Source organism: Latilactobacillus curvatus JCM 1096 = DSM 20019 (genome assembly GCF_004101845.1).
GTDB classification, from domain to species: Bacteria; Bacillota; Bacilli; order Lactobacillales; family Lactobacillaceae; genus Latilactobacillus; species Latilactobacillus curvatus.
Window position 1 is genome coordinate 1,194,683 of the sequence record NZ_CP026116.1, and the last position, 21,347, is coordinate 1,216,029.

General features: G+C 42.1%; 21 protein-coding genes. 9 read left to right on the top strand and 12 right to left on the bottom strand.

The window, feature by feature from the left end; translation table 11 throughout:
• Window positions 1-116 precede the first annotated feature (116 nt).
• The 4 genes from LCU_RS06225 to LCU_RS06240 form a co-directional block, all read right to left on the bottom strand.
• On the bottom strand, window positions 117-1,496 hold the full coding sequence (locus tag LCU_RS06225) for a UDP-N-acetylmuramoyl-tripeptide--D-alanyl-D-alanine ligase (protein WP_056966363.1): 1,380 nt from the start codon (window positions 1,494-1,496) through the stop codon (window positions 117-119).
• A 122-nt stretch (window positions 1,497-1,618) separates the two neighbouring features.
• The gene (locus tag LCU_RS06230; protein WP_056966360.1) at window positions 1,619-2,857 is read right to left on the bottom strand and encodes a DUF3114 domain-containing protein; all 1,239 of its coding nucleotides are present in this window, start codon (window positions 2,855-2,857) and stop codon (window positions 1,619-1,621) included.
• A 127-nt stretch (window positions 2,858-2,984) separates the two neighbouring features.
• The gene (gene htpX, locus LCU_RS06235; protein ID WP_004270645.1) at window positions 2,985-3,884 is read right to left on the bottom strand and encodes a zinc metalloprotease HtpX; all 900 of its coding nucleotides are present in this window, start codon (window positions 3,882-3,884) and stop codon (window positions 2,985-2,987) included.
• Window positions 3,885-3,897: 13 nt separating this feature from the next.
• A complete protein-coding gene (locus LCU_RS06240) occupies window positions 3,898-4,461 on the bottom strand; it encodes a LemA family protein (RefSeq protein WP_054644389.1) in 564 nt (187 codons plus the stop codon).
• Between the two features lie 145 nt (window positions 4,462-4,606).
• On the opposite strand from LCU_RS06240, the gene LCU_RS06245 reads away from it, so the two are divergent.
• Both LCU_RS06245 and LCU_RS06250 read left to right on the top strand, forming a co-directional pair.
• On the top strand, window positions 4,607-5,341 hold the full coding sequence (locus LCU_RS06245) for an SMI1/KNR4 family protein (protein WP_004270631.1): 735 nt from the start codon (window positions 4,607-4,609) through the stop codon (window positions 5,339-5,341).
• A gap of 26 nt (window positions 5,342-5,367) precedes the next feature.
• Window positions 5,368-6,609, top strand: coding sequence for a multidrug efflux MFS transporter (locus LCU_RS06250; protein ID WP_039099179.1), 1,242 nt, complete (start codon window positions 5,368-5,370; stop codon window positions 6,607-6,609).
• A 166-nt stretch (window positions 6,610-6,775) separates the two neighbouring features.
• Here LCU_RS06250 and LCU_RS06255 read toward each other — a convergent pair whose 3' ends face one another.
• Window positions 6,776-7,453, bottom strand: coding sequence for a DUF2238 domain-containing protein (locus LCU_RS06255; protein ID WP_056967022.1), 678 nt, complete (start codon window positions 7,451-7,453; stop codon window positions 6,776-6,778).
• Window position 7,454: 1 nt separating this feature from the next.
• Window positions 7,455-8,096: a TMEM175 family protein gene (locus LCU_RS06260; RefSeq protein ID WP_056967020.1), complete on the bottom strand. Its 642-nt coding sequence runs from the start codon at window positions 8,094-8,096 to the stop codon at window positions 7,455-7,457.
• Between the two features lie 88 nt (window positions 8,097-8,184).
• Between LCU_RS06260 and LCU_RS06265 the strand changes: the two genes are divergently transcribed.
• Window positions 8,185-9,414 carry a chloride channel protein gene (locus LCU_RS06265; protein WP_056967019.1) on the top strand — a complete coding sequence of 410 codons (1,230 nt, stop codon included), beginning with the start codon at window positions 8,185-8,187 and terminating at the stop codon, window positions 9,412-9,414.
• Between the two features lie 82 nt (window positions 9,415-9,496).
• On the opposite strand, the gene LCU_RS06270 is transcribed toward LCU_RS06265, so the two are convergent.
• The 3 genes from LCU_RS06270 to LCU_RS06280 form a co-directional block, all read right to left on the bottom strand.
• Window positions 9,497-9,760, bottom strand: coding sequence for a type B 50S ribosomal protein L31 (locus LCU_RS06270; protein WP_004270647.1), 264 nt, complete (start codon window positions 9,758-9,760; stop codon window positions 9,497-9,499).
• A 152-nt stretch (window positions 9,761-9,912) separates the two neighbouring features.
• Window positions 9,913-11,172 carry a UDP-N-acetylglucosamine 1-carboxyvinyltransferase gene (locus LCU_RS06275; RefSeq protein ID WP_056967017.1) on the bottom strand — a complete coding sequence of 420 codons (1,260 nt, stop codon included), beginning with the start codon at window positions 11,170-11,172 and terminating at the stop codon, window positions 9,913-9,915.
• 504 nt (window positions 11,173-11,676) lie between these two features.
• Window positions 11,677-13,269: a CTP synthase gene (locus LCU_RS06280; protein WP_056966663.1), complete on the bottom strand. Its 1,593-nt coding sequence runs from the start codon at window positions 13,267-13,269 to the stop codon at window positions 11,677-11,679.
• A gap of 270 nt (window positions 13,270-13,539) precedes the next feature.
• On the opposite strand from LCU_RS06280, the gene LCU_RS06285 reads away from it, so the two are divergent.
• The gene (locus tag LCU_RS06285) at window positions 13,540-14,496 is read left to right on the top strand and encodes an ROK family protein (RefSeq protein WP_054644392.1); all 957 of its coding nucleotides are present in this window, start codon (window positions 13,540-13,542) and stop codon (window positions 14,494-14,496) included.
• Window positions 14,497-14,578: 82 nt separating this feature from the next.
• Here the strand turns inward: LCU_RS06285 and rpoE are convergent, their stop codons facing one another.
• Together rpoE and LCU_RS06295 are read right to left on the bottom strand one after the other, a co-directional pair.
• Complete coding sequence (gene rpoE / locus LCU_RS06290; RefSeq protein WP_218023510.1) at window positions 14,579-15,139, bottom strand: DNA-directed RNA polymerase subunit delta; 561 nt, start codon at window positions 15,137-15,139, stop codon at window positions 14,579-14,581.
• A gap of 88 nt (window positions 15,140-15,227) precedes the next feature.
• A complete protein-coding gene (locus tag LCU_RS06295; RefSeq protein ID WP_004270642.1) occupies window positions 15,228-15,668 on the bottom strand; it encodes a YwiB family protein in 441 nt (146 codons plus the stop codon).
• A 165-nt stretch (window positions 15,669-15,833) separates the two neighbouring features.
• Between LCU_RS06295 and LCU_RS06300 the strand changes: the two genes are divergently transcribed.
• From LCU_RS06300 to LCU_RS06315, 4 genes are read left to right on the top strand one after another with little or no spacing between them, the layout of a single operon-like run.
• Window positions 15,834-16,664, top strand: coding sequence for a lipoate--protein ligase family protein (locus tag LCU_RS06300; protein ID WP_054644393.1), 831 nt, complete (start codon window positions 15,834-15,836; stop codon window positions 16,662-16,664).
• A gap of 25 nt (window positions 16,665-16,689) precedes the next feature.
• On the top strand, window positions 16,690-18,039 hold the full coding sequence (locus tag LCU_RS06305) for an HD domain-containing protein (RefSeq protein WP_128486114.1): 1,350 nt from the start codon (window positions 16,690-16,692) through the stop codon (window positions 18,037-18,039).
• 15 nt (window positions 18,040-18,054) lie between these two features.
• The gene (gene yidA / locus LCU_RS06310; protein ID WP_056966659.1) at window positions 18,055-18,882 is read left to right on the top strand and encodes a sugar-phosphatase; all 828 of its coding nucleotides are present in this window, start codon (window positions 18,055-18,057) and stop codon (window positions 18,880-18,882) included.
• A gap of 17 nt (window positions 18,883-18,899) precedes the next feature.
• Window positions 18,900-19,952, top strand: a complete 1,053-nt coding sequence (locus LCU_RS06315) for a YdcF family protein (protein ID WP_056966657.1) — start codon at window positions 18,900-18,902, stop codon at window positions 19,950-19,952.
• 50 nt (window positions 19,953-20,002) lie between these two features.
• Here LCU_RS06315 and LCU_RS06320 read toward each other — a convergent pair whose 3' ends face one another.
• Window positions 20,003-20,743, bottom strand: a complete 741-nt coding sequence (locus tag LCU_RS06320) for a TerC family protein (protein ID WP_004270354.1) — start codon at window positions 20,741-20,743, stop codon at window positions 20,003-20,005.
• A gap of 183 nt (window positions 20,744-20,926) precedes the next feature.
• Here LCU_RS06320 and mscL point away from each other — a divergent pair, with 183 nt between their 5' ends.
• Window positions 20,927-21,319 carry a large conductance mechanosensitive channel protein MscL gene (mscL, locus tag LCU_RS06325; RefSeq protein ID WP_004270361.1) on the top strand — a complete coding sequence of 131 codons (393 nt, stop codon included), beginning with the start codon at window positions 20,927-20,929 and terminating at the stop codon, window positions 21,317-21,319.
• Window positions 21,320-21,347 lie beyond the last annotated feature (28 nt).

A 21,347-nucleotide genomic window follows, 5' to 3' on the forward strand; every position in this document is an offset into this window, starting at 1 on the left:
TAGCTTATCATGCCACAACTTAATTAGCAAACGGAATTGCTCCAATTGTTAATCTAATTCCATAGCTTCAATCGCTAAACAGCGTGCCTGTGCAGTTGTCTGTCAATTGCTAATCATTAATTAACTTCAGTATCTTGTAAAGCAGCGACTACTTTTTCTAAATGTAAGCCATGACTTGCCTTTAAAACGATTAAATCGTCAGGTTGTACCTGCGCTTGCAAGCCAGCAATTAATTGCGTTTGTTCATGGCGGTTAAAGTAATGGAGGCGTTCTGGTGCATAACGCTCTTTTAACGTCACATATAATGGTTCAATTTCATCCCCGAACAAGAAGACCTCTTGAATCATCGTGGGATCTAATTCTTGGGCCAAACTTTCGTGTAATTTCTTGCTGGCAGTACCAAGTTCCAACATGTCGCCTAAGACGGCAATCCGCCGCCCGTCAGTCTCAAAATGGCTGAAATTGTGTAAAACTTCTTTGGCAGCCGTTGGGTTTGAATTGTAAACATCACTCAACATCCGTTCACCCTTTTGACCAACAAGCCACTCTGTCCGATTACTTGTGACTTCAAAATTCGCCAAGGCTTTTTTCATTAATTCTGGTTTAATATGGAACCGTTGCCCAACCAAAATTGCGGCCAACGCATTATTGACATTATAAGCACCCATCATTGGAATCGTAAACGTCATCTCTGGCCAAGCATTCAACTTGAATGACGTTTCAGTTTCACCTGCACGGACTTGTAAGGGATATAAGTCATTGGTCGTCAAATTACCGAATGTCTCGGTTGTGAGTTCGCCAACCCGTTCAGTCAATAGCGGTTCGTCGCCAGCGTAAATTAATAGACCATCTTCTTTGAGCCCATCTGTGATTTCCATCTTAGCATCGGCAATCTTATCACGCGTCTTGAAAAATTCGATATGGGCTTCCCCGATCATCGTAATGACTGCGACATCTGGCATGGCTAATTCACTGAGCGCTTTTAATTGACCTGGGCGATCCATCCCCATCTCAATCACTAAAATTTCAGTATTAGCTTCCATCGATAAAATCGTTTGTGGCACACCAATTTCATTATTAAAGTTAGCTTGTGTCTTGTGCATATTGTACTGACTACCTAAAACAGCAGCTGTCATATCTTTCGTCGTTGTTTTACCATTACTACCGGTAATCGCAACCACTTTGGGATTAATTTTTTGGAGATAATGCATGGCTAACTTCTGATAAGCCGCTAGTGGGTCTGTAACCACTAATACAGGAAAATCAGTTGGCTGTGCATCATGATTGGCAGCCCAAAAAGTTGCCACTGCCCCATTTTCCTTAGCTTGTCCAACAAAGTCGTGACCATCACGCATACCAGCTAACGGTACAAACAAAGCGCCCGCATTTAATTGACGTGCGTCAAACGCAACATTCGTCACTTCAATGGTTGCCCATTGTTCAATATCGTTTTTAGCCCCAGTGACTCGTGCAATTTCACCCAACTGCATTTTCATATCTCAATAACTCCTATTACTCTGTGTGCATTTTTACGCACGCTTTTTTTAGTTATGGCTTAAAATACTACGCAATATTGTACCATAGTTTCAAAAAAGCCCCAAAAATGATTGACCACCAATTAAGAGTACCACCGTGAATAGTCATCAACCTGTTTATCATTTGGTCGATATTGTTGCTTAGTCGGACTCCGCCACCCTTTAAAAGCTGTTTTGCGTAGTGCATGATCATTTTGCAGCGGTGGTTGGCTATCTAACCGGGCGTGTTGCCGATCATTCCGATTAGCATAATTAAACGATTCACCGTTTAGTAGTTGCCGGAGTGTGCCATCATCTAGCTGGTAATGGTCAGGATTACTATCAATCAGACCATCAGCCTTTAATTTAAGCACTTGCCATTGACTGATAAATGCTCCAGATGGTGCTAGAATAAATTCACTATGAAAATCCGGCGTGAGTCGTTTTCGATTCCAATGCGTTGTTGGGCGCTGTCCGTTGCGGTATTTATTATGGAGCCGAGCTGGTTCACGCCGCAGCCAATAATGTGGCTGGGTCGCTTGTCGTTTTCGCACAAACCGCGCTAAGGCTTGTTCATCTGTTTCACCAGAGTGTTGAAAATAATGGCGGATATAGCGTAGATTCTGCCGATCTAAATACATTCTGAATTGATGAATCCGTTTATCGGTTAAAACTCGACCGACAAATGCACGTTGCACACTTTGCGCAAAGGTTGCTAAAAAAGGCGCATCTGGTGCTAATTGCGGGTCAAGTTGATAATCACGTGCTGTTAATTGCAAAAACGCATGCTCATCCAACTGCGCCCCTAAATGCGTGAGCACTAAATTGATCCGCTGGTAATTAATTACTGGTTGTGCAGTTCGGTCCCCGTATGCTTCAAAAAGCATTTGATAAAGTGCTGAGCCTACTTGATGTAATGCTTGCCAATTGTGTTGCAAAATCCTTTTAAGCGCTGTTGGTTGCGCAGCAAGTTGTCCCGTTAAATGGGTTGCATAAGCGCGTAAACTCGCAACGTCCCAATTAGCGCGTTCTAACTGTTCAAAATGGGCCACCACCTCTACCTGATCAACAATCCGATACCGCTGCGGTAGTGTTTGCCGCCAAAGATCCATTAATTGAGTGCCATCCGTTTTAGTTGCCAGCGTTGTGATGATGGCGCGTTGAATCATTGTGCGTTGTTGCGTCGATAATGTTAGCTGGTGACGCGCATGCAATGCCAATAATAATTGCCCACGCACAACCGGTAAATCAATCATGGTAATCTGTTTGCTCGGTGTCTCATTCAATTGCATTATTAGAGTAGATTGTAACGCCATTAACTGCTGGATTGGGGATAATCGCACACTGATCACTCCTCTTTTCCTTTATTATACAAAAAAAGAGAGGGACAAAAATGAATTTTGCCTCCCTCTATATAAAACGTGTTCTATCAACTATTACCTACAGCTGATGCGTTATGTCTTTAAAACATTACATCGCTCTTAATTTAGCGACTCGTTCTTCAATCGGTGGATGACTATCAAATAAATGAGCACCCGACCGACTAAGTCCTTTAAATGGATCTGAGATATACAAAGCTGCGCTTGATGGATCCGCAGCTTGCATTGGCTCACTGTCAGAAATCTTTAATAACGCATTGATCAAACCTTGTGGGTTCCGCGTTAATTCGACACCAGATGCATCAGCCAAGTATTCCCGATTTCGCGACAACGCCATCTGTGCAATACTAGCCGCCAAAGGTCCCAATATCAACAATAGGATCGAAAAAACCAAACCGATGATATTACTTGCACCTTCTTCACGGTCGTTATCACGACTGCGGCCGCCGCCCCACCATAACATGTTGCTGCCGATGTTCACGAGCATTGAAATCACCGCAGAAAGTGCCAAGGCAATCGTTTGTAACCGAATATCGTAATTGCGAATATGGGAGACTTCGTGAGCAATTACCCCCTCGAGTTCCTCCCGATTCAAACGCGCCATGATGCCAGTCGTGACCGCCACCGCAGCGTGTTGTGGATCATTGCCTGTTGCAAACGCGTTTGGGCTAGGATCGTCAACAATGAAAACCCGGGGTATCGGTACTTGGGCGACCATCGCCATGTCTTCAACAATGTGCCATAAATCAGGATATTCGCTAGCATCATGGACTTCGGTCGCATGATTCATCTGCATAACAACGTTGGTTGAGTTTCCAATCATCATCGCCATATAAACGGCGGCTAAAATAGCCGCCACCACGACACCACTAATCAAATTACGCATAAACAGATACCCTAATGCAGCCCCAATTGCCAATACTAAAGCAAAAAAGCCAATCATCACATATACCGTTTTACGTTTGTTCTGTTGAATTTGTTCAAATAACATTCCCAATCACACCCTATTCAAAGGAAACTTTAGGTGCTACTTTTTCCTCAACTGGCGTTTCTAAGTAAGCTGTCTTTTGGAAATTGTGAGCACCTGCCAAAATATTACCAGGGAAAGTTTGAATTTGGTTGTTGTAACGGGTAGCACTTGAGTTAAACAATTGACGTGCATACGCAATTTTATTTTCCGTATTCGTCAATTCTTCCATTAACTTCGTAAATTCTGCGTCCGCTTTTAAATCTGGATAGCTTTCTGACAAGGCGAAAACGCTTTTCAATGAATCCGTTAATTGATTAGAAGCCTCCATTGTTGCTTGCCGATTATCAGCTGGCATTTCAACCAATTGATTCCGCATCTTGATGACTTTTTCCAACGTGTCTTGTTCATGCTTAGCATAACCTTTCACGGTCGATACTAAGTTTGGAATCAAGTCATTCCGCCGTTTGAGTTGTACATCGATTTGGCTCCATGCTTCATCTGTCCAGTTCCGACTCTTGACCATGTTATTGTAGGTGCTGATATAGAAGCCAACTGCGCCAACCACTAACAAAATAATGATAATAATAAACCATAACATACGCGTATCCTCTTTTCTTTAATGTTGTCTTCATATTATCAGACTCGCTACAACAAATAAAGAATAGGTTGCCAACCTTAACAAAACCTTGGTTTGACATAAATGGTAAAATTAAAGAGTTACCAATTTTGGGAGGGATACTTGCATGTTTACTGCACAGCCAGCAATTGCGAATGTTGATTTAACTGCACCACGGATGATTGTCGATGACCCTCGGATTCCCATGAGTTATCAGGCACTTTGTCAAACAACCAATGGCGGTTTTTTGACTAACTTTAGCCTTCCTACGAGTGAGCCAACAAGTGATGGTCTCGCCGACGTTGAGTGTCATTATTTAGCTGGCATTGCTCACAACGGTGAAGCAGTCATCCAAGCCCCCGACTTGCCCGATTACTTAGTCCCTTTTAGTCAGCATCAACAGCAGTACTTTGTATTTGATTGCCAACAAGCCTCAGCTGAACCACCGATTCGCTACATAGATACTGAGGTCGATCAATGGTTAACCGTTGCTGATTCGCTGGATAGTTTTCTCGAACAATTAGGTCCCAAAGTAATTGATCTAAATCCAGATAATGAGTTAACCCCTTTGCAGCGTAACCATTACTTGTTAGTGGCACAGGGAGCACAGCTAGACACTTTGCTAGCCCGTTATGAAGCCGATGCTGATAAAGAATGGCTGTTTGATTGGCTACTCTATTTTGCCGAACACGGTACACCAGCCCAACAAGCAAGCGCATTGACTGCCTACGACACTCAGCGGTTGTACTTTAAACGCCAGCTGCCACGAGCTAAAGATGCGCAACTGACTGCCCTCTTTGAACAACTCCCACACTTAAAAGACGCCTACCACGCACATCAGCAAGCGTGGTCGCCGCTTTAACTTTTTAGAATCGAGATGATGACACCATGTTGACTAACATTCGTCAACGTTTATTCAGACGCCGCGCACAATGGGAACAGAACCTCGTCGTTTTATGGTTTGGTAATTTCATGGCCGGGGTTGCTTTTAGTTTGATTATGCCATTTATGTCGTTATACATTGACACACTTGGCAACTTTACAACGGCCCAACTGAGTTTATGGAGTGGGGTGACCTATTCTATTACCTTCTTGGTTACCGCTCTGATTTCACCATGGTGGGGCAAAATTGCTGACCGCCGTGGTCGCAAATTAATGTTACTCCGCGCCTCATTAGGACTAGCGATTGTCCTGGGTGCGATGGGCTTAGTCCAAAATATTTATGAATTAATTGGTTTGCGACTATTACAAGGCTTCTTCTCGGGTTATATCAGTAATTCAAACGCCTTAATTGCCACTTCAGCACCACAAGAAAAAAGTGGTCAAGCTTTAGGCACCCTGACCACCGGAAGTGTTTCCGGAACCTTATTAGGCCCGTTGTTGGGTGGGATTATCGCCCAAGCAACCGGCTATCGAACAACCTTCTTCATTACCGGTACCATCTTGTTCATCGTCTTTATCCTCTGTCTGGTTTTCGTTCACGAAGACTTCACGCCAGTAGAAAAAGGCGATCAAGTACCCGGTCGGCAACTGATTCATGAATTGAAATACCCGCATTTAATTATCGGCATGTTCGTCACCACAATGATTATTCAAGCCTCCAACAACTCAATTAGCCCGCTGTTGAGTTTATATGTCCGTCAATTAATGCATCATGGCAATAACGTAGCGTTAGTCAGCGGAGTTGTCGCGGCTACTCCAGGGATCGCAACCTTAATTGCCGCGCCGCGTTTTGGTGCACTTGGCGATCGGATCGGTTCCGAGAAAATTTTACTCGGTGGCTTGATCTTCGCCGTCTTCGTTTACGTTCCGCAAGCTTTCGTTCAAAATGTTTGGCAACTCGGTGCCCTGCGTCTGCTGGTTGGGGTCGCCGATGCCGCATTGTTACCGCAAGTTCAAACGATTCTTGCGAAGTACTCACCCCATAGTTCCGCCGGACGGATTTTCAGTTATAACCAATCCTTCCAAGCAATGGGGAATGTCGCCGGACCTTTAATTGGTTCCAGCGTTTCTGGCCTATTCGGTTACAGCGGGGTTTTCCTATCGACAACCGTTTTAGTAATCGTCAACCTCTTCTGGGTGCGTCAGAATACAAAAGTCTTACGCGAAGAACATGAAATACAAAAATAATACAAAAAAGTGGTGTCGCTCATTTTCAGAGCGACACCACTTTTTTGTTGAAACGTGCTTTTTGTGGCATATTTCTGCGCTTAACAGAATTTGCCAAATCGGTGATTACAATCGCCAATTCGTCAAATCCAGTTAATGCTCAAAATATAAGCGCCACAAACGCACTCTATTTTTTGGTAAACGTCAGTTTATCTAACCAGTCCCGGTTATGTTTAATACAGAAATAGCCGATAATGGCGATTAAACATGATCCCAAGACATCCGCTAGTAAGTCCCCCATCGTGTCTAACAAGGCTGCTTGGCCTAATAAAAGGTGACCTTTTGCCATATAACGTTGCATGTTTAAGCCTAACAAACTATCGCCGGTAAATTCATAGAATTCCCACAACACACCAATCGTACTCCCAAACGTTGCCGCAAACAAACTCATGAGTAAGGCTGAAATGGTTTGACGGAGTTGTTTTGAAATCAATACGTTAAAGACCGTATACCCTAAGCCCGCCAATAACCCGGCACTCAAGACATGCAAGAATTTATCCCAGTAGTATAAGCGACTATAAAAATGTAATCCCGTCCCCAATAAAATCGAACAGTATACAAAGATTAAATAAACTGCATATAGAATCTCTGGAAACCGGTATGGCATAAAGCGTTCAATGATAATAGGTAAGGTCGCAATCACCAGGCCTGCAACCACTTGTAAAACGGCAAAAGACAATGTTCCGTTGTCTTTGGGGTTAGTCAGCATTTGTTCTAAGTAATAACCAATATAGATTAATTGACTCACAATGGTGAAGACATAAAGCCAATCTACCCACCGCCAATTTGTTTTTTGTTTTGCCATGTTATTCATCCTTTCCATTCAAATGATACAGCGTGACACTCCGACTAAGTCGCAAGTATGCGATGAAATGAAAGATATTGCCCAGCAAAATCAACAGTGCCCCTAGCCAGCTATTAATCTGAATTCCGACAATGGCAATGGCGTAAATCAAGACACTTCGTAAGGGATCATTTTTAATCGTTTGATAAAATTCCTCGTGTCGCTGTTCATACTGACGCATTAGTTCATGATGCAGTGCCATATACCGATATAATACCCAAAACAAAGCTGAGATGACTAATGCAACAATCGCATACGATGTAAAAGCAAATCGAATATCAGCGCCATTTTGTTGAGCAATCGATTCCGACAACAAACTAGTTGGGTAATTAATCAGTGTCACTGCAAATAAAATACTGAGATTGATCACGTTTAACTGCCAGTTAGTTTGTTTTATTTTCGCAAAATAATCGTGATGAAACAACCATAATGTCCCCACATAAAAAAAGGATAGTACATAGGCAGCCAAAGTTGGCCACTGTGCAATCACCGCTTGACTCAAATGCCCTGCTTGATAGTCCGGCACTTTAAAGTCTAACACTAATAGTGTTAATAAAATGGCAAAAACGCCATCGCTAAATGCTTGTAATCGATCGATTTTCATTATTCTTTCCCTCACAATTCGACTATGGTCAAACTAGCGTGGGTAGTGCATAATAGTTCATAAATAATTCCCTTAACTAGGAGGCTCTATGTCATCACCTACCACTAAAACCACGCAGTTTAAAATTATTTTTGTTTTATATAGCTTACTTTTAGGATTGTTGATTGGTGGCATAGCGGCCGCCTTTTTAGCCCTCATTAATTTCAGTACACACTTAATTTGGCAAGTCGGTTATTCGCATTTCAACCAGCCATTTTATCCGTTGCTTGTTGGTCTATTTGGCGGATTACTCGTCGGCTTAATGCAACGTTATTGGGGGCCTTATCCTAAAACAATGCATGAAACACTCAGCGAATTTAAACAAACCGGGTCCGTTGCCTACCAACAGCAAGTCGGTAAAAACATTATCGCCGCCTTAGTTGTATTAGCCTGCGGCGCTAGCCTTGGCCCTGAAGCCGCGCTCTCGACCAACGTCGGCGGCCTAATCACTTGGTTGGGCGATCGACTTAAACTAACCGCTCAGCAAAAAGAAACGTTTTTGACGATGGGGATTGGTGCCATGCTAGCGGCCATCTTCCACGCACCGCTAGCCGGTGTTGGTGAGGCGATTGAGACAACCTCCTTGCGCGATCATTTCAAATCACACTTCAATCAAGTTCTATTATACATTCTCACAACCGCAACTGGGATTCTTGGTTTCGCCTTGGTCAACCAACTCTTCCCCAAAGAAAGTCCATTTACACTGCACACACCAATCATTCATTGGACATTAATAGTTTGGCCACTTCTTATTTTAGCATTAATTGTCGGTTTAGTTTTTGGCAATCTATTCTTAAAAATAGAACAATGGTGCCAGTGGCTCTTTGATACGATTCAGCGGCCGGTCTTACTTGCAATGGTCGCTGGTGTGTTCTTGGGTGCTTGTGGTCTATTGTCGCCTTATTTACTCTTTTCTGGAGAACACTACTTGTTCACCTTTACCAAATCCGGTTTAGATCAATCATTCATTTATTTACTCTTAATCGGACTTGGAAAAACCGTTCTAACCAATCTGCTATTTGCCTTTGGTTGGCGGGGCGGTAAAATTTTCCCAGCCATTTTTGCAAGTGCGGCAATCGGTTTAAGTCTCGCCGTTGTGTTGCCATACACTCCCGGCCTCCTGGTTGCCACGGTTGTCGCTGTCAGTTGTACGGTGATTGTGGCACAACCGTACGTCACTGCTACTTTGTTACTCTTTCTTTTCCCGATTCAATTTTTCCCAGTCATTTTGCTAGCGTGTCTCGCTAGTCATCGAATTCAAAAAATGTTGATTAAATAGCTGATTGCCGTTTGCAATTGGCTATTTTTATGGAAAAAAAGGCAAAAAAAAACCAGGGAAAAATTCCCCGGTTTCAAAATAATTATTTGGCAGCGTTCTTGTCTGCAAAACCATATTTTTTGTTGAAACGATCGACACGACCATCTGCTTGAGTAAACTTTTGTTTACCTGTGTAGAATGGATGTGAATCTGATGAAATTTCAACACGGATTAATGGATATGTGTTACCGTCTTCCCATTCAACAGTTTCAGCTGAGTTAGCAGTTGAACCTGAGATGAACTTGAAGCCAGTTGATGAATCCATAAATACTACCTTGTGATAATCTGGATGAATACCTTGTTTCATGTCTTTTCCGCTCCTTTTTGCTAAAGTTATCTGCATCAATTCAGATGCACAACTTAAGTCTTGCCCTGAGATATTTGCTATGTCAGAGATATTTGTTTACATAACCATTAAATATTAGCATGAATGCTAACAAAAAACAATAGATGGTTAACTTATTCTTCAACCATTTTGACGATTGCGCCCAGACCCGTTAGTTTATCAACAACGCGGTCATAGCCCCGCAAAATATTACTTGCGTTATCAATCGTTGTCACACCATTGGCCATTAAGCCAGCGATCATTAAACAAGCACCGCCCCGAATTTCATCGGCGGATACTTCGGCACCTTGTAACTTGTCGGCATGATGTAAAATAATCACATCATTTTCGATTGAGATATCTGCACCCATCCGAATTAATTCTGGGACGTGGCGTGTTCGTTTAGGATAAAGGGTATCAACCACAATGCCTTCACCTTGCGCTTTTAATAAGAGCGGCGTTAGTGGTTGTTGCAAATCCGTTGCAAAGCCAGGATATGGCATAGTTTTAATTTGAACCATTTTTAAATTAGGTGATGGATAAACGAAGATACTATCTTCCTTAACATCCATCTTAACGCCCATTTCCTCTAACTTAGCGAGGTAAGCGTCCATGTGTTCACTGATGATGTTCTTGACGTTCACACCATCCCCGATGGCTGCAGCCATACTTAAATAAGTTCCCGCTTCAATCCGATCAGGAATAATGGTGTGTGTATTGCGCCCATACAGATGTTCAACCCCATCAATGCGGATAATGTCAGTCCCAGCACCGCGGATCTTAGCACCCATATTGTTCAAGAATGTCGCGATATCCACAATTTCGGGTTCGCGTGCTGCATTTTCAATGACAGTTTGTCCTTCAGCACGGACAGCGGCTAATAATAAATTAATCGTTGCGCCAACTGATGCCATATCAAGATAAATTTTAGCACCGTGTAAGCCGTTTGGTGCCTTAATTAGGATAGCACCGTGGTTATTAGTCACTGTCGCACCAAGTGCTTCAAACCCTTTAATATGTTGATCAATTGGTCGTGGACCAATATCATCGCCACCTGGCAACCCAACGATTGCTTCCCCAAAACGACCTAATAAAGCCCCCATGAAATAATATGAGGCGCGTAAACTTTGAATCTTCCCGCTTGGAAGTGGTGTCGAAATAATGTGGGTTGGATCAATTTCAACCGTGTCATCAACAAAAGTAGATGAGACAGACATATCTTCTAGAATGGATAGTAGGCTGTTGACGTCTTTAATGTGCGGCACACAGTCTAAAACGACTTTCGACTCCGCCAAAATAGCAGCGGGAATAATCGCAACCGTGCTATTCTTTGCACCGCCAATTGTGACCTCTCCAGATAAGAGATTGCCACCTTGAATTAACATTTTTTTCATTTTTAGATTTCCCCGTTCGCTCTGCAACAAAAGAACCGCCTTCAGTTTCCCACTTCTCCTGTGGTTTAAACCAGAAGGCGCTTTTGATATTTTTAAGTTTTTTAATTTTTTAGTTTTATTTTTTAAAATTGAAAAACGGCTCCAATCTACTCAATGCCGTTGATAATTAGTCATACATGTATAATAATAATTAATCAGCACATAAATTACAAGGCATTTAGGGATAACATTTACTTTTTAATTTTCATACTTAGTAAAAGCTAATCATCGCATTCAATTGGGCTGTAGAAGTCTAAAAATGTAAGGCTTTTCAAAACGGATCATCTCCATTTTCACAACTATTTTTCGGCATACAAAAAGACGCTACTTTGTCGTGCTGACTAGTAGCGTCTTTTATGAGACGTGCTCCATATTCCGGTTAGCCACATCAGTCATACTACCGACCTTGTCGATAATCCGCCTGATGTGGCTAATCCTCAAAGCCAACCCGTTCGAGTCAGCACTCTACATTGTTGCGCCAATAAATGCCTTGAACAAGCCTTCTGGTTTGTTTGGGCGTGATAGGAATTCTGGGTGATATTGAGCTGCCACGAAGAATTTGTTTTCTGGAATTTCGATCACTTCAACTAAACGATTGTCAGGTGAAGTCCCGGCAAAGACTAAGCCTTTGTCTGTCAACAATTCACGGTATTCGTTATTGAATTCATAACGGTGACGGTGACGTTGTTGGATAACACTTTGGTTATCATAAGCAGCAGCAGTCTTTGTACCTGGTTTTAATTTACATGGATACAAGCCAAGACGTTGTGTCCCACCCATGTTTTCAAGATCTTTTTGATCTGACATGATGTCGATTAATTTATGTTTTGCTTCTGGGTGCACTTCACCAGTTGTGGCATCTGTAATCCCAGCAACGTTGCGGGCAAATTCAATACTTGCCATTTGCATCCCTAAACAAATACCAAGATATGGTACATCATTTTCACGCGCATATTGAATTGAAAGGATCATCCCTTCTAAACCACGATCACCGAAACCACCAGGGACGATAATCCCATCAAAGCCAGCTAATGTTTCAGCAACATTTTCTTTCGTAATGTCTTCTGATTGGATTGGTGTTACTTTAACGTCGGTGTTATAAGCATAACCAGCATGACGTAATGCTTCGTTCACTGAGATATAAGCATCTTGTAATTCGATATATTTACCAACCAAGGCAATCTTCTTTGTACCTTGAAGATTCTTGATGGTGTGTAACATATCAATCCATTCTGTCATGTCAGCTTCTGGTGCTGTCATCTTGAAGTGGTTCAAGACAAAGTCGTCTAAGCCTTGGTTCTTCAATAACAATGGAATATCGTAGATTGATTCAGCATCGCGCGATTCAACAACGGCTTCTGGTTCAACGTCACAGAATTGGGCAATCTTGTTCCGCATGTCATCAGGAATTGGTTTTTCAGTCCGACAAACCAAGACGTTTGGTTGAATCCCGATGCTCCGTAATTCTTTAACACTGTGTTGTGTTGGTTTGGTCTTCATTTCACCGGCAGCCTTCAAGTAAGGGACTAATGTCGTATGAATGTAGATGCAGTTTTCTGCGCCAACATCCGCCTTCATTTGACGAAGTGCTTCTAAGAATGGTAGTGATTCAATATCACCAACAGTCCCACCGATTTCAGTAATCACGATATCTGAATCAGTCGTTGTAGCAGCACGCATGATTTTTTCTTTAATCATGTTTGTGATGTGTGGAATGACTTGAACAGTTGCGCCAAGGTATTCACCTTTACGTTCTTTACGTAAAACTTCTGAATAAATTTTACCTGTCGTCACGTTAGAATATTTATTTAAATTATTGTCGATAAAACGTTCGTAATGGCCAAGATCTAAATCAGTTTCAGTACCATCATCTGTTACGAAAACTTCACCATGTTGGTAAGGACTCATTGTACCGGGATCCACGTTGATATATGGATCGAATTTTTGAATCGTCACCTTTAATCCACGATTCTTTAACAAACGACCAAGTGAAGCCGCAACAATCCCTTTACCAAGTGAAGAAACAACGCCACCTGTTACAAAAACATATTTGGTCATATAAATATTCTCCTTTTCTTCTTAGCATTACGCTAAACATTCATGCTTTTGGGAAACAACCAAAAACAAAAACAAGCTCCCTATTCAAAATGAACAGGGAGCCTGTTAACCGATTCTGGCTTCGCAATTAAAGTAACTGCAAAGCGCCCAAAGAATATAATACAAGAAATGGCAATTAGCGTCAAGCAAAAAAATTAGTCATTTCTGCGCCGATTTTAAATCGCCTATGCTACACTATTTGCATGACCTACTTTGAAAGGATGGCCCACCATGCTACAAGACGCGTTACTAGCTTTAGATATCGGCGGTTCTGCCGTCAAATATGGGATTTGGACGAAACACCAACTAATTAACCAAGCGCAATTCCCTACACCGCTAACACGCAATCGCTTCTATTCCGAAGTTGAACAATTACGTGATCAATTTGCGACCGACTTTCATTTAACTGGAATTGCGGTGAGTTGTCCTGGTGATCCAGATGAACAGACTGGCATCATCCATGGCATGAGTTATGTGCCATTTTTGCACCTCGGTGAATTTCAAACTGAATTTGCAACGCGCCTTGGTCTGCCCGTCTCTCTCCAAAATGATGCCGACAGTGCAGCATTCGCCGAGATGACAGCTGGGATTGGTCAAGGTCATCTGAGCGCCTTATTCACAATAATTGGTTCTGGGATTGGCTTATCCATTATCGAAAATGGGACCATTCTCAAAACGACTGCTGATAAAATCGATAACTTCGAAAAATTCATCGCAGATGCCATTAAAACACTCAATAATTCAAAAGTCTCACCCGTCCAAATTGGCAAGACTGTCTCCCTCCGTAATTTTAAACTCCCCAATACAATCGACGGCAAAACCGTCTTCGAACTTGCCGATCAAGGGGATCCGATTGCCACCCTAGAAGTCGCACAGATGTATGCTGCCCTTGCGGAAATCATGCTCTTTTTAAACGTTGCTTACACGCCCGAGATTATTGGTGTCGGTGGTGGCATTAGTCAGCGAACTGACCTACTACCAAAATTAAACGCTGCGATTGACGCACTTTTAGCCGATGACAATAGTAGTATTAATCGTTACTGGCAACGCCGTGCAGGGGCAACCACCCCTATTCCTGTGCCACACATCGAAATTTGTCACTTCAACCAAGACGCCAACTTAATCGGCGCGGTTTACCATTTTCTTGAACGAGAGTGTGTCGTAAGTCGGGTATCCGACGAGGATTAGCTTAAAAATATTAAACGCAAAAAAAAGACGCCAAAGTTAACTTTGACGTCTTTTTTTATGGCAACGAATCGGAAACGTCTAATTAAAGCTCGTCATCTTCGTCTTCTTCGTCTTCATCATCGCTAAATTCAGATAATTGACCTTCGATACCGTCTTCTAAGGCATCGTCGTCTTCATCATCGTCATCGTCACCGATGTTTTGTAAGTCAGCTTTGTATTCAGTTAAGTCATCACCAGCAACGTCATCTGTAGCTGCTAAATCAACACCATCATCAGCATCTAAGTCTTCGTCTTCTGGATCATCGTCACTGTAATCAATCACATCGTCATCGTCGGTAACATCTGCTAAGAATGCATTAACCTTCTTACGACGTTTCTTCTTAGTTGGTTGGTCTTCTTCATCTTCTGGATGGTTAACTTCTTCATCGACAGATTCATATGGGTACCAAGAACGGAGGCCCCAAACGTTTTCGCCTAAAGAAATGAAACTACCATCTTCATTTAAATCCGTATAAAATTGTGATAAGCGTGCACGCACTTCTTCATCACTTTTGCCTAAATAGTTTTGAATTTCATTCGTTAAGTCAGCGAATGCAATCGTGTCGCCTTTTTCTTCTAAAATTGCATGTGCGACTTCAATCATTGATAGTTCTTCTTTATTTTGGCCTTTAAAAACGTCTAATTTCAACCAGTACACGTCCTTTCAACAGTCTATCCTTAATCATACTAGCTTAAGCTGTAAAAATCAATCGTAATTTGTAATCCCCCACGGCTTGATTATTGATGGCAAGTTGGTAATGAACCGTAATTTCACCTGATAACGGTTGTTCCTTCACCATCGATAATAAATGGGTTGTCGTTGTGAGCACTGGCATGTTGCCATATTTTGTTTGGTAAATTGATCCGAGGTCTTCGCCTTGCTTAAAGTACAACCGCAATTGCGTCTCGTCTTCTTCTGTGCCCCGCGTTAATTGAATTTGACCGTCAGCAGCCAATTTAAACCGTACCGCGGTGGCTTGTTCACCACCGTGTTCCAGATAACGTAAGTAAAGTGACTCTCCCATTTTGACAACTTGACCATCCTCATCGAAAACGTGTTTTTCAAGTTGCCCATCTTGTTGAATTTGCGTTTCAAGGTGTACCTTGACCGGAATTCCGCTTTGACTTGCCATAAATAACTTCCTTTAATTTTAATTAAGTAGTTCTATTATAAGCCATTCAAAATTTGAGCGCCAGAATAATCCGCCAATTCTCTTTGACCAACGTACCGATTGCAGACAGCGCCTAGAATTTACGCTATAATTAAGAAGAGTTTTTAATTTTCGGAGGTGATTACCATGGATGATTTAGCGACTTTATCTGCCAATCAAGAATGGGCTATTTTAACCCAACATTTTGAAAAAGCGGCTGGACCACTCGCTTTTGCTCATGCTAATAGCCTCTTAGCTTTGAGCCGCGAATTACAACAACCTATTATTCATTTTTGGACGCTTGCTGACAATGTTATTTTGGGCATGATGGATACAAAGTTACCTGCTTATCCACAAGCGGTTGCCACATTAGAGGCTGCACACTATGCCCATTTCGTGCGTAACGCTGGTGGCTTGGGGATTGTGACGGATGCCGGCGTTTTGAACGTCAGCTTCTATCTTCCTGATATGGCGGATCACCTAAGCATTAATGCTGCTTACGCGCTCATGCACCAATTGTTCACAACTGCCTTTGCAGACTATCCCGTCACGATTGACCATTTCGAAGTCACTCACTCCTATTGCCCTGGCGAATACGATCTCAGCATCAATGGTCAAAAATTTTCCGGTATTGCCCAACGCCGTGCCAAAAACGGAATTGCCGTACTCTTATATGCCAGCATTACAGGCAATCAACAGGCGCGTGGCAAACTCATGCACAGTTTTTACACTGCTGGCCAAGCACAAAGCCAAACGCGGTGGACTTTCCCAGCGGTCATCCCGGACACCATGGCCAACCTATCTGATCTGTTAAACGAACCAATGACTGTTGCAACAGCCATTACGCACCTACAGACCGCTTTTAGCCGGTTGGTTCAACAACCACAACTAGTTGACCTCACACCACAATTACAAACGAAAGCTTATCAACAACTACTACTTAAAAACCAAACAGCACTCCACCGTTATCAAGTTTAACGGGCCTCAAAAAGGAGATTATATTGTGACTAACACCGCTATTAAACTATCGCGTGAAAAAGTATTCCGTGATCCTGTGCATAACTACATTCGCGTCGAGTATCAAGTGATTCTCGATTTAATTGACACCCCCGAATTTCAACGTCTTCGGCGGATTAAACAGCTTGGCACGACTTCCTCTGTTTTCCAAGGCGCTGAACATTCCCGCTTCACCCACTCATTAGGTGTTTATGAAATCACACGCCAAATCTGTGATCAATTCCAACTTAACTACCCTAGTCAAGTTGCCGGTGATGGACTTTGGAACGATGATGAACGGTTAGTCGCCTTATGTGCGGCTTTATTGCACGACATCGGCCATGGCGCTTATTCACATACCTTCGAACACATCTTCAATACTGATCATGAATTGATTACGCGCCAAATTATCACCAACCCGGAGACAGCCATTAATCGCGTCTTAACCCAAGTTGCGGATGATTTCCCTGCGAAAGTCGCTAGTGTAATCGATCATTCTTATCCGAATCCACAAGTTGTCCAGATGATTTCCAGCCAGATTGATGCTGATCGCATGGATTACTTATTACGGGATGCTTACAATACTGGGACTAAATACGGAGAATTCGATTTGACGCGTGTTTTACGAGTCATGCGGCCTTACGATAAGGGCATTGCCTTTTTAGCAAACGGGATGCATGCCGTTGAAGATTACATCGTCAGTCGGTTCCAGATGTATCAACAAGTTTATTTCCATCCTGTTTCACGCGGCATGGAAGTTGTCTTGCAAAAGCTCTTGCAACGTGCGAAAGTTCTTTATCAACAGCCTGACCATCATCAGAGTCTCGCACCGCAATTATTGATTCCATTTTTCGAACAGAACTTCACCCTACAAGACTATTTAAAATTAGATGATGGCGTTTTGAATACCTATTTTCTATACTGGTTAGACTATCCGGATTCAGTGCTCAATGATTTGGCCGACCGCTTTTTAAGCCGCCGCCCACTCAAATCGGTTGCCTTTAGCCAACAGACCCAATGTGTTTTACCAGAATTACGGGCGCTAACCGAGCAAGCTGGTTATAACAGTGAGTATTACACTGCTGTTAATAACAGTTTCGATTTGCCGTATGACGCCTATGATCCCTCCGCTAAATCACCCAAAACTCAGATTGAAATTATGCAATCTGATGGTCAACTTGAAGAGTTATCATCATTAAGTGACTTGGTGGCCGCCATCTCAGGCCGTTTTAGCGGCGATGAACGCTTCTATTTCCCTAAAGAAATGCTCAACGAAAATGATATCGAAGTCTTCGCACCAATATACCGCCAGTTCAAAGCATACTTGCGTAACGGTGCAATCAATCCTAACCACTAAAAAGGAGTTTTTATAATGTCAATCAAACTTGTCGCTGTCGATATGGACGGCACCCTATTAAATGAAAATAACATCCTTAGCCCTAAAACAATCAAAGTTGTCAAAGCTGCTAAAAAACATGGCGTTAAAGTTGTGCTATGTACTGGGCGACCACTCACCGGGGTCACGCCTTTTCTAAAAGAACTGGGTTTAACTGAAGCCACTGACTATGTGATTACGTTCAACGGTGCTTTGGTTCAAAATACGGCAACTGGTGAAATTCTAGTGCGTCACACTCTTGCGCATGACCAATATCTTGAACTTGAAACCCTCTCCCGCCAAATTGGTTCTCATTTACACGCTGAAGACGATCAATTCATCTACACCGCCAATCGCGATATCAGTCCTTATACAGTCGGTGAAAGTGCCCTCGTCAACATGCCTGTTCGTTTCCGCCATGTCGATGAAATCGCACCTAACAAGGCCTTTTCAAAAGTGATGTTAATCGACGAACCCGCCGTCTTAGCTGAAGCCAAAACCAAGATTCCTGCTGATTTTTTCGATCGTTATCAATTTGTTCAAAGTGAAGCCTACTTCCTCGAAGTACTCAACAAGAACGCCGGTAAAGGAAATGGTTTGCGTGATTTAGCAAATGCCTTAAATATTGATCAATCTGAAGTGATGGCCATTGGTGATCAAGGTAACGATTTATCGATGCTAGAATACGCCGGTTTCCCAGTTGCCATGGATAATGCCATTCCTGAATTGAAAAAAATTGCTAAGGTTGTTACTAAGAGTAACCATGAAGGCCAAGATGGCGTGGCATACGCCATTGAAACATACGCCTTTGAAAGCCAAGCCTAATCATAAGGGGAGTTATTATGACTACGTTAATTGATCTCGTTTACGCGTCCCCCCTTTTCTTTTTGATTTTATTTATTGGTTTACAGCGATTTGAAAAACGCCGATTAATCAACGGCATTGTGTTTAACTTTTTCCTCTTCAGCGCATTAATGGATGCTGCGCTCATTGTGATTCGCCTCAATAACGAAACGCTGAATAACATTGCAATTGCTGCTGCAATTGTTGTCGTTCTAATCGTCATGTTCTTCTACTTATTCGGTATTGTCTTGTTGCTGTGGAACGCGTATATTGTCTGGAAAAAAGAAAGTCACACGTTATCCAACATGCTGACCCTCCTCATTGCGTTAGCCATCATTGGCTCATTTTTCATCCCAATCATCACGCGCTTGTTACACATTCCCGCCGATGTTAAATTATTTGTCAGCACGATTGTATCGGTTTTTCTTTTGTATATTCCATTGTTCTTCTATTTATATCTAACCTCACTGATTATCTATCAATTCAACCGCCCCCGTTATCAACAAGATTACATCATCGTCTTGGGTAGCGGTTTAATCGATGGTCAATTCGTCCCACCGTTACTGGCCAGTCGGATTAATCGCGCCATTCGATTTTATGATAAACAAGTCAAAAAAGGCCGCCCTGCACCAAAACTGGTCTTTTCTGGCGGCCAAGGTCCGGATGAGAAGCTGCCTGAATCAGTTGCCATGCAACGTTACGCCATTGAGCAAGGGATTCCGATTAAAGACACCCTCACCGAGGAAAAATCAGTCAACACTTTACAAAACATGCAATTTTCAAAAGACATTATCATGGCTGATACCACTAAAACGAATCCTAAAATTATTTTTGCAACCAATAATTACCACACATTCCGCGCTGGGCTTTTTGCAAAGCAAGCCCGTTTGAAAGCAGATGGCATTGGCGCTAAAACATCGCGTTACTTCTTACCAAATGCAATCATCCGTGAATTCATTGCAATTCTCAAAATGAAACAGCATCAATTCATTTTAGTCGCAATTGCAAGTGTCGCATTTGCAGCCTTAACTGTTTTACTCAATCATATGTAACGTAAAAAGCCGTTGTGGACAATTTGTCCACAACGGCTTTTTTATGACGCCTATTTAGCCCGTGCTGCACGGACATAATGAATAATGAGCGTCAGTAGAATAACGCCAAACACAATTCCAGCAAACACTAGGTTAGGAATTTCATAGTCAATGGCTGGAATCGACAAGAATAATTTAATCGCGATGAAGAGAATTAAGATGTAAGCCATCGGATTTAATTCCGGAATTTTCTTCATCAATTGGGCGATGAGTTGGGCAATCCCCCGCATGCAGATAATCCCAATCATTCCCCCAATTAAAACAATCACCGGATTACTAGAAATCGCTAAAGACGCTAATACGGAATCAATTGAAAAAACAATGTCCATCAATTCAATCGAAGCAACTGTGCGCCAGAACCGATGCGGACTACTGATTTTAGAACCCGCCTCCGGTGTTTTAGCCTGCTTCGGATGCCCACTCTTTCTGAAATAAGCAATGACTAAGTAAATTAAATACAATGAACCGGCAACTTTAATTTCCCACAAATGAATTAAATAGGTGCCGACACCAATAATAATGAAGCGGAAAACATAAGCGCCCCATAAGCCATACACCAATGACTTTTCTTGCTCAATTTTTGTAGGTAATGTTTGTGTCTGTGCCGCTAATACAACAGCATTGTCTACTGAGAGTAAGCATTCCATAATCACTAACGTTAAAATTAAAAGCCAATCTTCGGACGACGTAATGACAGTTTGCCAATTACTCAGTTCAAAGAATGGTTGATACAATTGTACAATCCAATTCATCTAAGGTTCCTCTATCTCTAATTTCTGTTATTTAATTCCTGTGACTATCTTAACGATTTTTCATGAAAATAACAAATTTATTGGTTAATTATGTAACTAGCACAGCATTTTTATTTTATAGGCTCTGGAAATACGGTATACTTTTTGTAGCAATAATTAATAATAGTAATGGAGGTCGTTTTCATGATTAAAGAATTTAAAGAATTTATTATGCGTGGTAATGTGCTAGATATGGCTGTCGGGGTTATTTTGGGGGCTGCTTTAAAAAGCATCGTGGACTCATTAACAAAGAACTTAATCAATCCAATCATTTCATTATTCGTTGGACAAGTTGATCTATCCGGTATTGCGCTTACCATTCCAGGCACCAAGGCCGTTTTTAAAATCGGGAACTTCCTAAACGATGTGATTAACTTCTTAATCATCGCATTTGTTGTCTTCTTAATCGTCAAAGGATTCAACAAGCTTCGTGACATGGGCAAGAAGACCGAAGAAGAAGAAGCACAAGTAGTCGAAACGAAAGAAGAAGTTTACTTAAAAGAAATTCGCGATTTATTAGCTAACAAAGAAAAATAAAGTCACAAAAAAACGCCTGAACAAATTG

What these genes read in the sequence shown, in the direction of transcription:
- htpX (WP_004270645.1), bottom strand. Translation starts at nt 3,884, where the DNA reads ATGTTATTTGAACAAATTCAACAGAACAAACGTAAAACGGTATATGTG.
- rpoE (WP_218023510.1), bottom strand. Translation starts at nt 15,139, where the DNA reads ATGATTGAAGTCGCACATGCAATTTTAGAAGAAAAAGGCGACACGATT.
- LCU_RS06225 (WP_056966363.1), bottom strand. Translation starts at nt 1,496, where the DNA reads ATGAAAATGCAGTTGGGTGAAATTGCACGAGTCACTGGGGCTAAAAAC.
- LCU_RS06245 (WP_004270631.1), top strand. Translation starts at nt 4,607, where the DNA reads ATGTTTACTGCACAGCCAGCAATTGCGAATGTTGATTTAACTGCACCA.
- LCU_RS06315 (WP_056966657.1), top strand. Translation starts at nt 18,900, where the DNA reads ATGACTACGTTAATTGATCTCGTTTACGCGTCCCCCCTTTTCTTTTTG.
- LCU_RS06270 (WP_004270647.1), bottom strand. Translation starts at nt 9,760, where the DNA reads ATGAAACAAGGTATTCATCCAGATTATCACAAGGTAGTATTTATGGAT.
- mscL (WP_004270361.1), top strand. Translation starts at nt 20,927, where the DNA reads ATGATTAAAGAATTTAAAGAATTTATTATGCGTGGTAATGTGCTAGAT.
- LCU_RS06275 (WP_056967017.1), bottom strand. Translation starts at nt 11,172, where the DNA reads ATGAAAAAAATGTTAATTCAAGGTGGCAATCTCTTATCTGGAGAGGTC.
- LCU_RS06285 (WP_054644392.1), top strand. Translation starts at nt 13,540, where the DNA reads ATGCTACAAGACGCGTTACTAGCTTTAGATATCGGCGGTTCTGCCGTC.
- LCU_RS06295 (WP_004270642.1), bottom strand. Translation starts at nt 15,668, where the DNA reads ATGGCAAGTCAAAGCGGAATTCCGGTCAAGGTACACCTTGAAACGCAA.
- LCU_RS06320 (WP_004270354.1), bottom strand. Translation starts at nt 20,743, where the DNA reads ATGAATTGGATTGTACAATTGTATCAACCATTCTTTGAACTGAGTAAT.
- LCU_RS06260 (WP_056967020.1), bottom strand. Translation starts at nt 8,096, where the DNA reads ATGAAAATCGATCGATTACAAGCATTTAGCGATGGCGTTTTTGCCATT.
- yidA (WP_056966659.1), top strand. Translation starts at nt 18,055, where the DNA reads ATGTCAATCAAACTTGTCGCTGTCGATATGGACGGCACCCTATTAAAT.
- LCU_RS06280 (WP_056966663.1), bottom strand. Translation starts at nt 13,269, where the DNA reads ATGACCAAATATGTTTTTGTAACAGGTGGCGTTGTTTCTTCACTTGGT.
- LCU_RS06255 (WP_056967022.1), bottom strand. Translation starts at nt 7,453, where the DNA reads ATGGCAAAACAAAAAACAAATTGGCGGTGGGTAGATTGGCTTTATGTC.
- LCU_RS06240 (WP_054644389.1), bottom strand. Translation starts at nt 4,461, where the DNA reads ATGTTATGGTTTATTATTATCATTATTTTGTTAGTGGTTGGCGCAGTT.
- LCU_RS06300 (WP_054644393.1), top strand. Translation starts at nt 15,834, where the DNA reads ATGGATGATTTAGCGACTTTATCTGCCAATCAAGAATGGGCTATTTTA.
- LCU_RS06265 (WP_056967019.1), top strand. Translation starts at nt 8,185, where the DNA reads ATGTCATCACCTACCACTAAAACCACGCAGTTTAAAATTATTTTTGTT.
- LCU_RS06250 (WP_039099179.1), top strand. Translation starts at nt 5,368, where the DNA reads ATGTTGACTAACATTCGTCAACGTTTATTCAGACGCCGCGCACAATGG.